Below are 18,849 nucleotides of genomic sequence, written 5' to 3'. Positions count from 1 at the left end.
CGCTAAACCCCAAAGCCTCCTGGAAGAAAAACATTTTTCTTCATAGATTCGTGTACAGGCAGTCTTTTTTTATATTTTCTTTAGCATTTAGCCACGCTTCTTTTGATAGATTTGTGTATTATTCTAACGAATTCTCATCATGAAAAACACACTCTTTGTGCTATCTGTTCTAATTTTTATGGTAGCCTGCAAAAACGAATCAAAAGAACAACCCAGTAAAAGCCAAATTGCATTGAATTATCCTGAAACCAAAAAAGTTGATACCGTAGATACTTATTTTGGAACCGAAGTGAAAGACCCCTACCGATGGTTAGAAGATGATCGAAGTGAAGAAACCGGGAAATGGGTAGAAACACAAAACAAAACCACTTTTGGGTATTTAGAAAATATTCCTTTCAGAGAAGATCTCAAAAAGCGTCTTTCCGATTTATGGAATTATGAAAAAGTCGGATCTCCTTTTAAAGAAGGTGATTACACTTACTTCTATAAAAATGATGGTCTTCAAAATCAATATGTAATCTATAGGTTTAAAAGTGATGGTGATGAGCCTGAAGTATTCTTGGATCCTAATACGTTTAGCGAAGACGGTACTACATCATTAGGTAGTGTAAGTTTTTCTAAAGATGGAAAACTAGTTGCTTATGCTATTTCTGAAGGAGGTAGCGACTGGAGAAAAATCATCATCAAGAATGCTGAAACTAAGGAAGTAATAGAAGACACCCTTATTGATGTTAAATTTTCTGGTATGTCCTGGAAAGGTAGTGAAGGATTCTATTATTCTAGTTACGATAAGCCAAAAGGAAGCGAACTTTCTGCCAAAACTGATCAACACAAAGTGTACTATCACAAATTAGGCACCAAACAAAAAGAAGATGAACTAATTTTTGGAGGTACACCAGAACAAAAACATAGATACATTGGTGGAGGTGTAACCGAAGATGATCGATACCTAATCATTTCTGCAAGTATCTCGACTTCTGGAAATAAGTTATTCATAAAAGATCTAACTAAACCCAATAGCGAATTAGTAACCATTCTGGATCATACCGATAGTGATACCTATATCATCGAAAATGTAGGATCAAAACTATACTTGGTTACCAACCTAAATGCGCCAAATCAAAAAATAGTTACTGTAGATGCAGCAAATCCTACCCCAGAAAATTGGAAAGATTTCATTCCAGAAACCGAAAATGTACTAAGCCCAGGTACTGGTGGAGGATATTTCTTTGCAGAATATATGGTGGATGCCGTTTCTAAAGTATTACAATATGATTATGACGGAAAATTGATTAGAGAAGTAAAACTTCCAGGAGTAGGAAGCGCTAATGGTTTTGGAGCCAAAAAAGAAGAAAAAGAATTATATTATTCATTCACCAATTATAAAACGCCTTCGAGCATTTACAAATACAACATCACCGACGGAACCTCTGAATTATATCGTAAACCTAAAATCGATTTTAATCCGGACAATTATGAAAGTAAGCAGGTATTTTACACTTCAAAAGATGGTACCAAAGTACCTATGATTATAACATACAAAAAAGGTATCGAACTTAATGGTAAAAACCCAACATTACTTTATGGATATGGTGGTTTTAACATCAGTCTAACTCCTTCTTTCAGCATTGGTAATGCGGTATGGATGGAGCAAGGAGGAATTTTTGCTGTACCTAACCTAAGAGGTGGAGGAGAATATGGTAAAAAATGGCATGTTGCCGGGACCAAAATGCAAAAACAAAATGTTTTTGACGATTTTATTGCAGCAGCAGAATATTTAATAGAAAACAAATATACCTCTAGTGATTATCTAGCAATAAGAGGAGGTTCGAACGGAGGATTACTGGTTGGTGCAACAATGACACAAAGACCTGACCTTATGAAAGTGGCACTTCCTGCGGTAGGTGTACTAGACATGCTACGTTATCATACGTTTACTGCTGGTGCAGGATGGGCATATGATTACGGTACCGCCGAAGATGACAAAGAGATGTTCGAATATTTGAAAGGGTACTCTCCTGTACACAATGTAAAAGAAGGGATAGAATATCCTGCTACCTTGGTTACCACTGGAGATCATGACGATCGTGTGGTACCTGCACACTCTTTCAAGTTTGCTGCACAATTACAGGACAAGCAAACCGGAGAAAATCCGACATTAATCCGTATTGAAACCAATGCAGGACATGGAGCAGGGACTCCAGTTAGCAAAACTATTGAGCAATTCGCAGATGTTTTTGGGTTCACACTTTACAATATGGGATATGAGGTATTGCCGGAAAAAGTGACTGACGATATCAAAGGATAAATTCAAAAAACACTCCCTATACTTAAAAAATCCATTTCTTTAAAAAGAAGTGGATTTTTTTCTTCAAAAACTTCATCAAAGTTCAATATCTTTGAATATGCTTGCAATTCACAATCTTTCTTTTGCTTACAATACCATCCCTGTTCTAAAAAATATCAACTTTACGATTGAACCAGGCCAACATATCGCCCTTATTGGTGCCAGTGGTTGTGGTAAGAGCACCTTGTTGAAGGTCATCTATGGATTGTTGCAGCCCAATGAAGGAGAATTATTCTGGAAAGATAAAAAGTTACTTGGCCCACTTTATAATCTTGTCCCAGGTGAAGAAAACATGAAATATCTTTCGCAAGGATTCGAATTACAACCCTTCAGAACTGTCGCAGAAAATATAGGTCAGTATTTATCCAATTTCGAGCTTGAGTTAAAGCAAGGAAGAGTAAATGAATTACTCGAAATTGTTGAAATGACAGATTTTGCAGCTACCAAAGTAGAAAATCTAAGTGGTGGGCAAAAACAACGCGTAGCACTTGCCAAAGCATTAGCAAAAAAACCAGAAGTACTGCTTTTGGATGAGCCTTTTCATAACATAGATAATTTCAGAAGAAATTCTTTACGCAGAAATCTGTTCAGGTATCTCAACAGAAACAATATTACCAGTATTACTGCTACACACGATAAAACCGACATCCTATCGTTTACCAACGAAACCATTGTCATCCGTCAAGGAGAAATTGTCGTCAAAAAACCAACTCAAGAATTGTATCAAAATCCGCAAGATTACTATATCGCGTCTCTTTTTGGCGAAGTAAATCAAGTAGCACTTTCTTCATTGGGTCATGATAGCCCGGATAATATTCTAGTATACCCTCATGAAATATCCATTGATCAAAACTCCTCTACAACAGTAAGAGTAAAGAACTCTTATTTTAATGGAAGCCATTATTTGGTGGAAGCTGTTCTTGATCAATCTGTTTTTTTCTTTACCCATACGTCGGCACTTAAAGCACCAGAATCTGTTGGTATTCATATCGATGAAAAAGCACTTCATCGTACATTATCTCTTTAATAAGATCCTCTAGAGACTTTCCTTTTTACCATATCATACAATGAGTATGCTTTATGTATTCTTTTACACCATATATGTACTCCAAATGTACTCTTTCCACACATAATTAATTACGTTTACAGAATAACCAGTATAAATATTCACGCAAAAAAAATTAAACATGAGACGTAAACTTTACATGCTTACCCTACTCGCCATTTTTTCTACGGCGATTACCGTACAATCCCAACAGTGGAATCCCAGACCAGGTTGGAAAGACAGTTTTGAAGCCAATGGATTTTGTTGGTGTGATTCTAATTTGGACCATGGAATTGCCAATAAAACTGTTACTATTAATAATACCGCATACAGTGTGGTTGATATCTGTGACGAACTTAAAAAACACCCTAATTATCGCGCTTATCAAAATGGAGATCCCATTTATAATGACATACAATGTGGTAATGGACCATTTAACGATGCACCCGATGAGCCTGGCTGCCCAGGTAGAGTAGATCTCGGTCCGGAAGGATGTGATCAAATCGGACCCAAATGGGATATGGCCTGGTTATCCAGCAGACCAAGGTTTAATGGTGACGGCGGAACTGACGGTAGTGATGGCGGAGATGACTTGGGCGAAATAGGAACAGCAGGAACCGGAGGTAGTGGACAAGGAGAAGGCCCAAAACTACGAGTACTTTTCCCTACCCTGAATAAACGATTGGTAGCTCCTGCAACTTTTACTGTAGAGGCAGAAGCTACAGACGCAGACGGAGTAAAAGAAATCCAACTGATTATCGATGGACAATTCGTTAGAACAGAGCGATTTGCTCCCTATTTATGGAATGACCGCGGACAGGATAATGCTTTGGCCAATCTACCTGTAAAAAATTATCTTCTTGAAGTAAAAGCCTATGACAACAAAGGAAATGTCTCTGTAGTTGACATTTTAGTTTATGTAATTCCTGAAGGAACAGATGGTTCGCCTAACACTAATGTTTCCATTTTGGGGCAATCTATTAATAAATATGTAAGTGCCGAAAATGGTTCTCGATCAATGAGAGCAAATCGCAATACCGCAGGGACAGAAGAACAATTTACTTTCGAATCCCTTGGTAACAATCAATATGCGATCAAAGGCAACAATGGTAAATATGTAAGTTCTGAGAACGGAGCCAAAGCCATGAATTGTAATCGTAATGCAGTAGGCGCATGGGAAAAATTCGTTTTGGAACCCTTAGGAAATGACCTCTATGCAATCAAAGGTAATAATGGTAAATATGTGAGTCATGAAAACGGAAAAGACAAAGGTATATTCTGTAATAGAACCAACATTGGTTCCTGGGAAAAATTCGTGATCCAGGGGTTAAATAATACTACAAGCAGAGCAAATCAAAACTTGATATCCGATTCAAAAAATATACGACTGTTTCCTAACCCTTCTACTTTAGACAATCTCAAACTCCAGATCTCTGATGCTAAGCACGAAACGTGTACCGTAGAAATTATGGATCTTAATGGAAAGAGGATTGTTTCTAAATCTATAGCAATAGAAGAAAAGGGAAATCAGGTAATTGCTCTTAACGATTTGAAAAGTAATATAACAACTCAGGGGTTATATCTGGTAAAAGTTACCCTTGGAGAAACTACTTTTGTAGAACAAATGCTCTTGAAATAAACCTACCTGGCAATCCACACTATATAGGGCTGTGCATAAATGCAGCCCTACTTTTTTACTCTGAAAGACGTTTTAGCTCTAAATTTTTTCCATCAAAAACGGCATAGGTGTAATGGGTAATCCAATCCCCAAGATTTGTATATCTTGATGTTTCGTTTAATTGAATTTCCATGGGTAAATGCCGATGCCCAAATACAAAATGATCTCGGTGTTTATCTTCTAGTTTTCTTTTGCAATACTGCACCAACCACTCGTTGTCCTCTCCTAAAAAGGTCACATCTTCGTCTCCGGAAATCAGCTTATTTTTTACTGACAAATATTGTGCTAGTTTCACTCCAAGATCCGGATGCAACCATCTAAAAAACCATTTTGCCACCGGATTAGTAAACACTTTTTTCATCCGCTTGTACCCCTTATCTCCAGGACCAAGACCATCTCCATGACCTATGAAAAAAGATACTCCATTGTATTCAAACTCTTTGGGCTTGTGGTATACAGGAATATTTAGTTCTTCCTCAAAATATCCATTCATCCAGAGGTCGTGATTCCCAACAAAATAATACACTGGAATTCCTGAATCGGTAATTTCTGCGAGTTTTCCCAATGTTCTTGTAAAGCCTTTCGGCACAACCGTTTTATACTCAAACCAAAAATCAAAAAGATCTCCCAATAAAAAAATGGCAGCAGCATCTTCCTTTACTTCGTCCAACCATTTTACAAATTTTTGTTCTCTTGGGAAACTTTTCTCCGAGGTTGGAGCTCCCAAATGATTGTCACTAGCAAAATAAATCTTTTTCCCCTTTGGAAGGTTCATATTGTGTGTTTATAAAATAAATATAGGCATTTATTAGAGGAGTGCAATTTACTCATTATCCGAAGCATACCACTCTGCGTAGGATGTTTCTGTTTCCTGAAGCCTTAAAGAGTGTAACTCGATAGTATTTGGTAATTTTTTCTTTATTCTTTCTGCAAAATCAAGGATCATGTTTTCGGTAGTAGGTTGATAATCTACCAGAATCACGTCGTGTCCTCTTTGTTCCAACTCTCTAGCCAACTCTACATGAGGGGTGTTTTTATTAAATACTGTGGCATGATCGAAAACATCTTCAATATCTTCCTTTACAATTTTTTTTAGGTCTCCAAAATCAATTACCATTCCCAACTTAACATGCGAAGTATCGGCAATAGGAGTTCCCATTACAGTAACGCTCAACTTATAACTGTGTCCATGTAGATTTCGACACTTCCCGTCGTAACCGTAAAGTGCATGGGCAGTTTCAAAAGAAAATTGCTTTGTAATCCTAATCTTATTCATTCCTTGTATTAATTTGTGCAAAGTTACGGAAGATTACCTTCTTTTTCGCTTGTTTACAAAGTAAACTACAACTAATACTATTCCTAAAATGAGAAACAGTCCGTTTCCTCCTAAAAAGTTTAAAATATCCATTTTATTTTTTGAATTTTTCAAGGGCTTTTCTGGTTGCATCGGATAATACCAGTTCTCCAGAAATTGCAGCCCTTTCGGCTAATAAATTGTCCCAATGTTCTGTACCCTCCCAGACTGCTTTTTTCATTTGCTGTAAGGCTTGAGAGTTGTAACTCGCTAATTTTTCAGCTAGCAATTGTACTTCTTTATCCAGTTCGTTAATCTCTGAAAAAACTCTGGAATACAAGCCTTTTTCTTTGGCCCAATATGCATTTTTCCATTGCGAGGCGTCCCAAGCTAAGGTCTCAAAAGCGGCTATTCCAATTTTTCTGGATACGGACGGCTCGATCACAAAAGGACCTATGCCTATAGTAAGCTCACTTAACTTTATAGAAGCTGCTTCGGTTGCCAGGCAATAGTTGCAAGCAGAAGCTAATCCTACACCTCCTCCAACAGTTTTACCTTGCACTCTACCAATAATTGGTTTTTGACACTTTCTCATCGCATTGATTACATTGGCAAAACCTGAAAAGAATTTTTTCCCTTCTTCCAAATTCGTAATCCCAACCAACTCGTCAAAAGAAGCCCCTGCACAAAACGCCCTATCTCCTTCAGATTTCAAAATGATCACTCTACTATTTTGATCATCTGATAATTTAATAAAGGCTTGGGTCAATCTTTCTAATAATTCTGATGGGAACGAATTACTTGCAGGGTGACCAAATTCAATAGTGGTAATATAATTCTCGGTATGTACATATAAACTCCCGTTAGTTCTATCGGTGGTACTCATCGTTTCTGTTTTTGATAAAAGTATATAAAGTTTTGAAATTTTATAGTTCCAAGGAAGTAAGAAAACTTCTACTTGGGCACCTCAAAAAAAAAAATTAAAAAAAAGTAGGTAACATATCATTTGATTGTAACACTATCTAATAAAGCAACATTTTTTACTTAAGTGTAGTTGAAATACCGGGCAGCAATGGGGTTAGGCGTTGTCCGGTATACTTTTATATAAAGTGACGTTTTTAAATACGTATCATTACGTATTTCATTGTATATCAACATATTCTATTTTTGAACCATGATAAAAAAGTATCTTGAAAAATATCGTTTAGAGCTTATAATGTTATCTACTTATCTGATAACACTCTGGTTTGTGATCAAAGTAATTTTATCCCACCGCTAGGGGAATATACTTTTTCTTAAATTTTATAACCAGAGATACTCCTCTTACCAGCATCCAAACAGAGATCGCTATCCACACTCCGTGCAGTTGTAAACCAAAATATCGAGTAACCAACAACGCAGGTACAAAGCCGAGGAAAGTAGAGCCTACCAATACATTTCGAAGATATCCTGTTTCTCCCATACCCTTAAAAATACCGTCCCCCACAAACGCTAATGCATTGATCGGAAGCATAATGACCACGATATAGAAAAAATCGGTAAAAATGGATAGTACTTCTGGATCTTTAGAAAAAATCAAGCCGAGTTGCCTAGGAATTAATACTGCTACCCCTCCTAAAAGACAGGCTACAACAACGCCATAAACGGTTACTTTTTTTGACATTGCAAAAAGTGTTTTGTAATCTTTTGCCCCCAATAATCTTCCTCCCAGAATGTTTCCTGCACCACCGTAACCATCGATGAAAAAAGCAAAAAACAGCCATAACTGTATAGCAATACTATGTGCGGCAATAAAATTGGTTCCTAAGCTGGTAGCTTCTCGTACTGCCAACATCAAAGTGGCGTTCAAGGCTAAAGATCGAATAAAAAGATTACCGCTCATCACCAAGAAGCGTTTCATTTCTGGGTGCCAAAGTCCTTCCAATTTTAGAGAAACCTCTGTCTTTTTAAGCAGCAATATTAAAGATAAAACAGCCATCAAGACTTGAGATATTAAGCTAGCCCAAGCCGCTCCTTCCAGATTCATAGGATCCAATATACCCTCAATCCCATATACAAAAGCAAAATCTAGCGCTATATTAGCTACTACACCAATTAAAGCAATAATCATGGGCCAAAACGTATTTTGCAGTCCTCGGAAAATACCAAAAATAGCAAATACAAATAGAGATAATGGAAATCCCCAAACCCGTATTCTATAATAAGAAATACAATATTCTAAAACCTTTCCTTTGGCTTCTAACAATTCGAAAATCTCTCTTATAAAAGGTACGGTTGCTATTAGTATGGTGATACTAAGCCCTATATTGAAAAGAATAGCTTGCGCAGGTAGTGTCTTTACTTCATCTAATTTTCCTGCACCCAGGTATTGAGAAATAATAGCCGAAATAACCGCTCTCGTTTGTGCCAAAACCCATATCAACATCGAAAGAAATGACCCTACAATACCAACGGCTGCCAAAGACTCGGTTCCGTATACGGGAATGTTACCTACTACAGCTGTGTCTGTAGCCGATAAAATAGGTTCTGCTATTCCTGAAACAATAGCCGGAATTGCAAGTCTATTGATATTTTTAAAACTAATTAATGCACTCATAGTATGAGCTCGTAACAATAAAAAGGAAATTCGCTTTGTTTTGGAAAATATATATTTCCTAAACGTTGATATCCACGGGTTTCATAAAATTTTTGATTTCGTGTATTCTGACTAAAGGTATCTAATCGTACCGATTCATAGTTGTTTTTACGTGCATAACTTTCGGCAAAATCCATAAGCTGTTGCGCATACCCTTTACCCCAATACTCTGGATCAACAGCTAATCTATGGATGTATAGGTTATTGTCGTTTTTGGTAAGCCATTCTATCCGAATGTACTCATCATCCATGATTTCAGTCAATACTATAATCCCGATAATTACTGCATCTTTTTCAAAAACATACAGTTCTTGTAATTGGATATCTTTTTCAAAACGCTCACGTTTTGGGTAATGCTCATTCCATTGATAGATCCCTTTGGCTATCATTGCTCGAGCACATGATTGTGTTAGTTTATAGATGATATCCAAATCAGATAATGCCGCTTTACGAATCATATTTTTAAAGGAAAATGCCAAAAGTACTAACTTTATGTATGCAATAACAGTTCTATCATTGGTTTACAGAGATTTTTAAAAAAACTTTAAGAAAAGTACCTGATATCTTTATAGTTATCTCTACAACCAATCACTTTAAAATTGTAATTTTGTCACCTTAATCACAAATCAAATTATAGGGATGAAGAACATTCTTGTTCCAGTGGGCTTATCTGAAAATTCAATCAATAATTCATTACTTCAATATGCGGTGGATCTAGCCAAAGAGCTTGGTGGAACAGTATATGCAGTAGAAGTATTTAAAGAGCTACCCAGATCAGGTAGTTTGCCTTCTGTAAATGAAACTTTAAAAGAAATCAGCACATCTTCTATTGAAGAAAAGTTGAGTGCTCTTGACAAAAAAGGAGTAGAAGTGATCCCACTTCCTTTGGAAGGAGAGTTACTGGAAGCCATTCCGCAATTTAATCTGGAACACGCGATCGATTTGATTGTTTTGGGTTCTGAAAGTAGTGACCTTAATAATCCATATTTTCTAGGTGAAACTTCTGGTAGTTTAGTTAAAAAAACCGAAATACCTGTTCTGATCATACCCTCACAACACAAATTTACACCCATCAAAACTGTGCTTATGGCCGTAAAATCTGGTGTGGTAAAAAAGAAAAATGCTTTAACTCCTATCAAAGAAATTTTAACTACATTTGGCGCTGAGCTAAAGTTACTTCAAGTAAAGACAGCAGATTTTTTACCTGAAGACTCGGAGTTTCAAAAGGAACTAGGTGAGATTGTATCTACCTACAAATCTTCTGAAAACGCTACGCTTTTTCAAGGTGTTTTGGAGCATTTGAATGAGACTCATCCAGATCTTATCTGTGTTTTTAGAAGAAAACGAGGGTTTTTCTCTAAGCTTTGGGAGGAAAACACCGTTCTTAAGAAAGATTTTGAAAGTAGGCTCCCATTATTGGTGCTTCGCGGTGCCGATTAATTCAAAAAAGGGGATGTAGCTCAGCTGGCTAGAGCGTTTGACTGGCAGTCAAAAGGTCGTGGGTTCGAGTCCCATCTTCTCCACTTTTATCAAAAGAGTTGCAAAAAAGTGCAACTCTTTTCTTTTTTTACATCCTTTTCAACCTCGAACCAATAAATTGGCATTAATCTTTATATAGCATTAGTAAAATCAATACTATCACACATTTTTGCCTATTATACTTTTATAAATCTTGGTGTATACTCGGGTTCTTTGCCTCTCCAAAAAAAGAATTTGAGTGCATTAAGCTCTATCTTTATTAAAGAATTGAGCCGTCTTAAGTGAAGAAATAATTACAGTCAAATTAATTACATCTTAAAACCTCAACCTTTGATATGAAAATTTACTCTAGTACTTACATTGCATTACTAATTACGTCTTTTACTTTTTCCTGTCCAATACAGGCACAGTATTCTTTGATGGATCACCAGAAGAATAAGGATATTCAATTAATTGGTAACGAAAAGCATAGCTTCGAGGTTCAATTAAAAAAAGAAGATTTTATCGAGTTTCAGATTGAACAGAAAGATGTAAATCTTCAGGTGTTAGTTCTTTCTCAGCAAATGGACACTTTACAAATCATTAATACCAACAACACAAAAAATGATATCGAAATCGTACAATTTCAGGCTATAGACCCTGGTACTTATACATTTCAGATCTCCTCACATATTCCCGAGTATTTAAGCGATTCTGACCTTCTCAGCCATATAGAAAATATTAATGGTGCGTTTCAATTTAACGAGCCTAGGATATTTTCAAAAGGTGAATATATCAAGAAAATGTCTATTGAAGATGCTCAAAGAGATGCTGTAATCTCGTGGATCAACACCAATTCTACACCGCTTAATGGTGTTAGAGCAGAAACCGGGTTAGAAGATTTTTCCAGCTTAAAAACAATCCTGGAAGACAAAAAAGTGATTGGGCTAGGAGAGACCAGTCATGGCACAAAAGAAATGTTCCAAATGAAACATCGTTTTCTTGAGTTTTTGGTTAAAGAAATGGGGTTTAGAACTTTTGCCATTGAAGCGAGTCATATAGGATGTCGACCAATTAACGATTATGTTCTTTATGGGAAAAGCAATAGTAGAGATGCTCTTTCTTCTCAAGGGTTCTGGGTTTGGGATACAGAAGAAGTAGTAGATATGATCGAATGGATGCGAAAATATAACGCTGAGGTGTCTGATGATAAAAAAGTACAATTTGTTGGTATTGATACCCAGGTCAAAGCATTAGAATTAGCTTATGACAATATCAACACATTCCTTTCTAAGACGAAGATTAATACCAAAATCAAAGAACAAGTAGATTCTTTGTTTGTTAAATTAAGTACAAGCATAAACTACAAAGACATTTCTTCTCAAAGAAACAAGCTATATGAGCTATTATCTAAACTTGTCTTACATAAAACCAAATTAGTGCACAATAGTTCTATTTCAGAATATGAAAATGTAATTGCCGATTTTAGAAAAGTACTTCAAGGAGTAGAATCCAATGATAGAAAACTACAAAAAAACACCTCTACCTATAGTATACGCGACGAGTTTATGGCTCAAACAGTATTAGAAATATCTCAAAAACAACCTGGTCGTAAAATTGTAATTTGGGCGCATAATGGGCATATTTCAAAAAACTCCAAAGAGAAGGTAAATGGATACCCGAACCCCTTAGGAAGTGCACTGGCAAGATACTTTGGCGATGATTACTATGCGATTGGTTTTTCTACCTATCAAGGAAGTTTTCAGGCAATGAATTATTTACCTAGGGAAAAGAAATATACCGGAGTGATTCCATTTCAAATTCCGCCAGCGCTAGAGGGTAGTTTGGACTGGTACTTTGCCCAATCTAAAAACGACATCTTTTTTATTGATTTAAATGAATCTAATTCGTCATCTCCAGCCATCAAAAACTTCCTAAATAAAAAACTTGAAATGTATTATGCAGGAGCAAGCTGGAGCAAGGATTATACACATGCTTCAAAACAACGAATTGTTCCTGTTAAAACCTTTGATGGAATGATTTTTATTCAAGAAACCTCTAGTGCAAATCTTACGCCTAACGGAAAAAAAGAAGTTATGAGACGCCTTCAAAATAAACGTTTGCAAAAGAAATCGTAGTCTTTTCACCAAAGAACTCTAATCTTACCTCTATTAGTGCTCTAATCCCTTTTTTAATAGTTATTCATATTAAAAACCTAGCTATCAAATGTTTTATATTCTATAACTTCTATCCTAGAACAAACAATACTACAAGATCCATTCGTACGCCTTAACGAATACACCTTTTAAAATGTAATAATGCCAAAATCGTTAGTAACATTTTATATGAAAACGACACATACTTATTGTATTATTTCATTATAGATAAAAAACAGATTTTAGATTGTTCTAATAAGCAGCTAAGGAAATAATTAATCATCTATTGAAACGAATTATTAGAATCTTTCAAGGTTTTAAAAGTTATTCTAGTTGAGATATTTAATCTGATTTCCTGCAGTAAGAAATGCCTGAATTTGTTTTTATCAAAAAGAACTGCATTAATTTTCATATCTTAATTTAAGATATGAATAAATGCAAAGTTGGAGAAGAAATAAGCGCAAAATCATAAATTTATAACACAAGATTTATAAATTTTGCGTAGTTTGTCCCGTATTAATTCCTTATGTACATAAGAATATTAATGACAACACGCTACAATCATTTATTAAAAATTAGGGCTTGCACGTATGCGATTTGTTTTATGTTTTATCACTTTTTTATTTATAAACTCTCACTTTATTTTTTCTAGTGGTATTGACAGTTTGGTCATTGATGCTATTTTACCTCTACAGACAAATGATTCTGTTCAAAATAATTGGCAAGGAAAAACATATACTGAGTTATCTCAGGCATATGACAACAACAGGTATAAGAATTCCTTTAGAGCATTTACAATCGCTAAGCAGTACCTGCAAAAGGCAAAACAAGATCTTGATACGATAAAACTTGCAGATGCCTATTATATGTTATTAAGATTGAACTGGGAGCAACCTAAAGTAGCTTTGAGTTATTGCGATACTATTATCAATCTTACCAAAAATACAGGTCATAAGTACTATCCTGCCAGGGCCTATATAGGAAAAGGTATTGTCTCTACAGATCTAAAGAAAAATAATGATGCCCTTGAATTCTATTTGTTGGCTTTACAGTATGCAGAAAACAGTAATAACCTGGATCATATAGTAGCTTGCAAACACAACATTGCTATGTTAAAGAGTACGTTGGGTAAATACCAAGAGGCCCTTAGTACATTTCAAAAAAACTTGAAAATCATAAAGCATAGAGATACCGTAAATCAATTTCTGGATCACTATATCGCCACATATTACAATTTGGGAAATTGTTATAACCGCCTAGGTGTTTTGGATTCTGCTCAATATTATTTTAAGAAAGGAATTATTAAAAGTTTTTCTGAAGATTCTAAAAAATACTATCCGGAACTTCTATTTGGTAGTGGAGTTAATAATTTTTTGAGAGAAAATTACCCTAGTGCTATTGATAGTCTAAAAAAAGCTTCGGGTTTGATAGATCCAATCTTAAATAATGATCTTTTCTTTCTGAACCAATTATACATTGCAAAAACGCATTCAAAACTCAATCAACACCAAAAAGCATTCGCTATTTTAAAGAAAATTGACGATTCTATAGACGAATCCAATTATTCTTCTTCTATAAAAGATGCGTTCACCATGCTTATTGATCATTACAAAGGCGAAGAAGATCAGGAAAGCCAATTAAAAATGATGGAAAAACTGATCAGATATGAACAGATCAGTCAAAAAAGAGAAAAAGTGTTGAGCAATAATATCGCCAAAAACTACGATACTGCACAACTCATAAAGGATAAAGATGAACTCATCCTTGGAATACAAAATCGCAGTAAAAAATTACAGTATCGATTTTTACTAATTGCAATTCTAGTTATTGCTACGGTCTCCTTTGCATATTTCTATTATTTCAAAAAGGAAAAGAAAGTCTACGAGCAAAAAATAGAAGAAAAGTATACCGACTTGATCAAAAAGTCTTCTAAAAGAACCAGATCATCAAAGCAGATAGAAATAGCACCTGAAATTGTTGAGAACATCATCCATAGGCTAACAAAGTTTGAAGAAAACCAGGAATTTTTAAAAAATGATCTGACTATGGCCAATGTAGCCAAAAAATTCAAAACTAATTCTTCCTATTTATCCAAAGTGATCAATACGCATAAAAAACAGAATTTTGCAAACTATCTTAATGATCTGCGCATAGAATTTTGTATTCAAAGATTGAAAACAGATCAAAAATTTAGGCGCTATTCGATCAAATCCATTGCCTTGGAAACTGGTTTCAATAATATACAGTCTTTTTCTGCTGCTTTTCAAAAAAGAATTGGACAAAACCCTTCGGACTACATACAAAACCTTAACGATCAATAGTTTATAAATTTCAATTTCTTCTGGCTAAACTTGATAAAAATTTATAAATCTTGGTTATATCTTTATAAATTTTGAGCATAAGGGATCAAAAAACACTGCTATTTAGTACGCTTTTGAATAGTTTTACATCATTAAATCCTTTAAAACTCACACAATGAAATCTAAAAAAAACAGTAAGCTTTCGTTAACAAAAATTAATGTTACTAAATTGAATCAATTACAAAAAACTAAAGTAAAAGGTGGAAGCAATAGCGAAGTTACCATGCAGCAATTGTGTAATCAACAGTAACATTATATGGTATTAGTTTCTTATCAAATTAGTGAATAGAGCTTTAATGCACTTTACATTCTTTTAAATAGATAAGTTATTAGAAAAATATCAGTTAAAAAAGACAACCCCCGGGTAACTAATCCGGGGGTTTTTTAATTGAAACTTAGTAGTAGTATTTAACACAAACTCAACTTATACTAATTATGATAGTTTCAATTGTTTTCTTTATTGCTAATTATGCCGCGAATATAATGTCATTTCCTCAATTATAACAGCTCTTTTTTGATGATAAATAACATTTAACGATGCCGTAATGTCTTCGTAAAATCATTGCATTTAACCCATTGAATATCACATTTCACAACATTTTACAATGTGGTTTTTCTTCTTTTGTTAGCATATTCTCAGTGGTTTCTGAGCAAAATCGAAAACTGTGATGTTATCTTATCGTAAATTCATCAAAATGTATACCAATTTTTGCTTTTTGGTGATAAAAAAAACCCCCAAGGGTAACTACTTCCTCGAGGGTTTAACATTGAAACAAATTATTATCTGCGAAAGAAAATCTACAAACTCAACTTATAACATATAATTACTATTGTTTCAAATTATTTAAAGTCGTTTTATTCAATTGTAATAGGGAAAGCCTGCGCAATATCAGTATCTCCTCCTGCACCTGCTAATGTACCGTCATTTGGCTTTGTAGGTTCATGTCTTAGCGTAACAGTAAACGTACCCGTGCTAGCATCACCCGTTTCTAACTGAAATTCAAGACCAACTGGATTGGTTCCTGTAAGCGGTGGGTAATCAGCTTCTGTATCAGCATAAGTCGCTACCACATTCAAACCACCGGCAGCTTCAAAAAAGAACTGGTGCTCATCTGCTTCTGGCTCAACATCATCTTCTCTTACATCATCTGCAGGGTTTACACTTTCATTTAGTAAGCCTATTGAAGCATTATACGTAGTGTTTGCTGCTAAATTTCCAGAAACGGTTGCTACTGGAGCTATTGGTCCATCTTGACCATCTTCATCAAATACTCTTAAAGTAACCACATCAGTACCTGCAGTTAAAGTAATCGTCATAGTCGTGATTAATTCTTCTGGGTTTACTGGTGCTGGATTATCATCATCATCAGAACATGACACAAACAAAGTACCCGCAATAGCTAAGATTGATAAAAATTTTCTTGAGTTCATAATTTTAGTAAAATTTAATAGTTAAATGTTAGTCTTAGTATAAAATTCCTACCCACTTCGTCTGCAAAAAACCGCTGACGGTTGAGGTAGTTTCTATAGTTTTTATTTAAAATATTCGATACTGTGGCTCCTATTTTCATTGTGCTGTTATTCCAAGCGGATACTTCGATATCTGCATTGGCATGTAACAAATGATACGCGTCAGGTGGTGTGTTGATTTCTAATAATACATCTTGACCTGCTTGCGGCGAAAAAACACGAATGTTAGGCGGGAATTCATTCTGTCTAAACACATATTGGCTTTCTAAAGACATTTCTAGCCCTAACCAATCCTGCTTGGTAAAAGTTACCTTATTAGACAAATTTGCCGCTGGTAAATTAATGAGCGGGGTATCATTTTCAGTTTCAATTCCTTTGACAATAGAGAAGCTATGATCCGTCCTCCAATTGCTGTGCAATTGGGTATATAACTTAGCATCGGCACCTAATAAGCGAACATTTGTTTGCCTATATTCCCAAACCGGAAAGGCACCTCTTATAGACAATTCCACATTTGTGGGTTCTAATAAGATATAATCGTTTACAAAATTGGCATAGGGTGCTATTTCCCAGCCCCAGCGTTCTCCATTTTTTTGTGCCGATAACGACACTTTATGCGAAGTTTCTTGTTCAATTCTAAGGTCCCCTAATTCTATGCGAGCTGCAGAATGATGTAATCCATCGCTAAACAATTCTGCTGGATTTGGCGCTCTCTGCGCCAACGCATAATTGAAACGTAATTCATAATCATCTTTAAACTGATAATTAAGACCTGTAGTTGCAGAAAAACTGTGGTAATCAAACTTTGGATTGGTTAAGTATTGTGTACCAAAATCTCCTATGATCAGGTCAGAAAACTCTTGATCATATCCTCTTTCTTCCCATCGTGTTTTTAAATAAAATTTCTTGGCATTGATTTGACTATAATCATATCGAACACCGGCATCTACTACCAAATCTTCATTAATAACGTATTCTCCAGCAATGAATGCTCCAGCATCATACTTATCATAATCCGGGATCAACCTTCTTACTCCTGTAGAAGGGTCAGCAAAATTTTCCTGATACCTCAATAAGACTCCGGTGTCCAGGGTAATATCTGATTTCGAATCGAATTTAAAATCAGAACTAAACGTATGCGTGGTTAATTCTAAATCCAGACTAGGTATTTCTCGTAACGCTGCAGTTTGTCGTATATCAAACTCTAGTCGTTGATTGAGCTGAAAATCGTATTGTACTGTCAATTTACCCAATTCTTCGAATCTTTTAAAATAGCGCAAGCGACCTAAATGATGCTTTACTTCCTGTTTTGGGTTAATAATATCATATGTAAAATCTCTGATCACATTGGGCTCATTACTGTTGATCGATACAATAAGATCATCAACATTGCCAATATGAGAGGCTGTTAGCACTCCTATCTCAGTATCAAAATATGAGTAGAAAGCATCCCAACCATGCGTAAACTTATTCACTCCAAATGCCAGAGAAGCAGCTATTTCTGAAATACCTGTGTTAGAAAGTACGTAATCTGGAGCTTCAACATCTCCAAAACGCTTAAAAGTACCTTGTCCTTTGACAAACCATCCGCTTTCGTAGCCTTTAATAAGCTCAGAAGTAATTGCACCCCCTCTACCGTTGGATGAACCCGTTACAGATGTTTTACCCATTAGCGTATCTTTTGCAGGAGCATTGTTGGGTTCCATAACTATAACACCTCCAATAGCATCACCTCCATAACGTAATGCGGCTGCACCTTTAACTACGGTAACTTTTCCTGCACTATTAATATCTACATTAGGTGCATGCTCATCTCCCCATTCCATATCCTGCATACGCACTCCATTGTTCATAATCAACACTCTACTTCCTGATAATCCCTGAATTATTGGTTTTACGATAGTAGAGCCTGTATTCAAAGAAGACACACCTGTGATTTCTCTAAGAGCATCTCCCAAGGAGGCGCTACTATATTTTTCAAGAATGTTTTCACTGATTGTTTCTTCTTGCGAAGATGTTGTTTTACTAGGAGTTTTACCCGAAACCTCTACTTCCTGAAGTTCATTCAAATGATGTTCTAGATAAAAAGTCTTAGCAGAAACTTTCTCAATGTCGATCGTTACCACTTGCGAATTACAATCCTTGTGAGATATCGTAAACGCATACGACGTAGGACATAGCGAGCTAATGCTATAGTTTCCTGCATCGTCGGTTACGATGGTTTTATTATTATATGTGATTGTAGCTCCTTTCAACGGTACTCCATCATGAAAATCTATTACCTTACCCGTAAGGGTTTTATTGCACTCTTGGGCAATTGAGATCAAAGTTCCTGAAAGCAACACTACGATAGTAAGTGTTAATCTTTTCATTAAAATAAAATTGTAGCTAGTCTATATGACTAGT

At 35.5% G+C, this 18,849-nt stretch carries 13 protein-coding genes and 1 tRNA gene; 7 read left to right on the top strand and 7 right to left on the bottom strand.

What is annotated here, in order from left to right; all coding sequences use genetic code 11:
* Window positions 1-139: 139 nt before the first annotated feature.
* From BUE24_RS11355 to BUE24_RS11345, 3 genes are all read left to right on the top strand, one after another.
* The gene (locus tag BUE24_RS11355; protein ID WP_073316130.1) at window positions 140-2,308 is read left to right on the top strand and encodes a prolyl oligopeptidase family serine peptidase; all 2,169 of its coding nucleotides are present in this window, start codon (window positions 140-142) and stop codon (window positions 2,306-2,308) included.
* A gap of 97 nt (window positions 2,309-2,405) precedes the next feature.
* Window positions 2,406-3,374: an ABC transporter ATP-binding protein gene (locus BUE24_RS11350; RefSeq protein ID WP_073316129.1), complete on the top strand. Its 969-nt coding sequence runs from the start codon at window positions 2,406-2,408 to the stop codon at window positions 3,372-3,374.
* Between the two features lie 160 nt (window positions 3,375-3,534).
* A complete protein-coding gene (locus BUE24_RS11345; protein ID WP_084549494.1) occupies window positions 3,535-5,031 on the top strand; it encodes a T9SS type A sorting domain-containing protein in 1,497 nt (498 codons plus the stop codon).
* A 55-nt stretch (window positions 5,032-5,086) separates the two neighbouring features.
* Here BUE24_RS11345 and BUE24_RS11340 read toward each other — a convergent pair whose 3' ends face one another.
* The 5 genes from BUE24_RS11340 to BUE24_RS11320 form a co-directional block, all read right to left on the bottom strand.
* Window positions 5,087-5,845, bottom strand: coding sequence for a UDP-2,3-diacylglucosamine diphosphatase (locus tag BUE24_RS11340; protein WP_073316127.1), 759 nt, complete (start codon window positions 5,843-5,845; stop codon window positions 5,087-5,089).
* Window positions 5,846-5,893: 48 nt separating this feature from the next.
* Entirely contained in the window at window positions 5,894-6,346 is a 453-nt protein-coding gene (locus BUE24_RS11335) for a 6-pyruvoyl trahydropterin synthase family protein (protein WP_073316126.1), read from the bottom strand.
* A gap of 133 nt (window positions 6,347-6,479) precedes the next feature.
* The gene (locus BUE24_RS11330; RefSeq protein ID WP_073316125.1) at window positions 6,480-7,250 is read right to left on the bottom strand and encodes an enoyl-CoA hydratase/isomerase family protein; all 771 of its coding nucleotides are present in this window, start codon (window positions 7,248-7,250) and stop codon (window positions 6,480-6,482) included.
* A 378-nt stretch (window positions 7,251-7,628) separates the two neighbouring features.
* A complete protein-coding gene (locus BUE24_RS11325) occupies window positions 7,629-8,960 on the bottom strand; it encodes an MATE family efflux transporter (RefSeq protein ID WP_073316124.1) in 1,332 nt (443 codons plus the stop codon).
* Window positions 8,957-9,457, bottom strand: a complete 501-nt coding sequence (locus tag BUE24_RS11320; RefSeq protein WP_073316123.1) for a GNAT family N-acetyltransferase — start codon at window positions 9,455-9,457, stop codon at window positions 8,957-8,959. The genes BUE24_RS11325 and BUE24_RS11320 overlap by 4 nt, the downstream gene beginning before the upstream one ends.
* Before the next feature lie 181 nt (window positions 9,458-9,638).
* Between BUE24_RS11320 and BUE24_RS11315 the strand changes: the two genes are divergently transcribed.
* The 4 genes from BUE24_RS11315 to BUE24_RS11300 all read left to right on the top strand — a co-directional run bounded on the left by BUE24_RS11315 (window position 9,639) and on the right by BUE24_RS11300 (window position 14,934).
* Window positions 9,639-10,439, top strand: coding sequence for a universal stress protein (locus BUE24_RS11315; RefSeq protein ID WP_073316122.1), 801 nt, complete (start codon window positions 9,639-9,641; stop codon window positions 10,437-10,439).
* A gap of 9 nt (window positions 10,440-10,448) precedes the next feature.
* A tRNA-Ala gene (locus tag BUE24_RS11310) sits at window positions 10,449-10,522 on the top strand.
* A 291-nt stretch (window positions 10,523-10,813) separates the two neighbouring features.
* Window positions 10,814-12,595, top strand: a complete 1,782-nt coding sequence (locus BUE24_RS11305) for an erythromycin esterase family protein (protein ID WP_073316121.1) — start codon at window positions 10,814-10,816, stop codon at window positions 12,593-12,595.
* Window positions 12,596-13,203: 608 nt separating this feature from the next.
* On the top strand, window positions 13,204-14,934 hold the full coding sequence (locus tag BUE24_RS11300; protein ID WP_073316120.1) for a helix-turn-helix domain-containing protein: 1,731 nt from the start codon (window positions 13,204-13,206) through the stop codon (window positions 14,932-14,934).
* Window positions 14,935-15,828: 894 nt separating this feature from the next.
* Here the strand turns inward: BUE24_RS11300 and BUE24_RS11295 are convergent.
* Both BUE24_RS11295 and BUE24_RS11290 read right to left on the bottom strand, forming a co-directional pair.
* A complete protein-coding gene (locus BUE24_RS11295) occupies window positions 15,829-16,404 on the bottom strand; it encodes a hypothetical protein (protein ID WP_073316119.1) in 576 nt (191 codons plus the stop codon).
* A gap of 14 nt (window positions 16,405-16,418) precedes the next feature.
* Window positions 16,419-18,815, bottom strand: coding sequence for a TonB-dependent receptor (locus BUE24_RS11290; RefSeq protein ID WP_073316118.1), 2,397 nt, complete (start codon window positions 18,813-18,815; stop codon window positions 16,419-16,421).
* Window positions 18,816-18,849: the final 34 nt, after the last annotated feature.

Source organism: Aquimarina spongiae, assembly GCF_900141785.1.
Classification (GTDB): Bacteria; Bacteroidota; Bacteroidia; order Flavobacteriales; family Flavobacteriaceae; genus Aquimarina; species Aquimarina spongiae.
The sequence above is the reverse complement of the archived record's forward strand: the minus strand, read 5'-3'. Positions and strand labels throughout refer to the sequence as shown.